General features: G+C 41.3%; 1 protein-coding gene. It reads right to left on the bottom strand.

The annotated features are described in order from the left end of the window. Positions 1-65: 65 nt before the first annotated feature. Positions 66-247, bottom strand: a 182-nt coding sequence (locus tag LJE08_RS14300; protein WP_227403621.1) for a hypothetical protein, incomplete at its 5' end; no start/stop codon positions are given.

Genomic DNA, 247 nt, shown 5'->3' with positions numbered 1-247 from the left:
ACATGATGATGGGTCCTATCGCATCAGCTGGCGGATCTTGTGAAGAAAATTAAGTTGACCGATTTTTACCTACTATGCATCGCTTTTTTGCTAAAAGTAGGTAATGAGTTTTTTTCAAATATTTTATTCAGATTTTTATGAATAGTGCTTCCCGTTGAGCACTTTGCCGCATGGTGGTTCAGCAATCCCCCACCAAAAATCAGCCGACCATTTTTCACCGAAATTGCGGTTGGCTGATCTGCGCATC

The sequence above is a fragment of the Holdemanella sp. DFI.5.55 genome, from assembly GCF_020593575.1.
In the GTDB taxonomy this organism is placed as follows: domain Bacteria; phylum Bacillota_I; class Bacilli_A; order Erysipelotrichales; family Erysipelotrichaceae; genus Holdemanella; species Holdemanella hominis.
The sequence above is the reverse complement of the archived record's forward strand: the minus strand, read 5'-3'. Positions and strand labels throughout refer to the sequence as shown.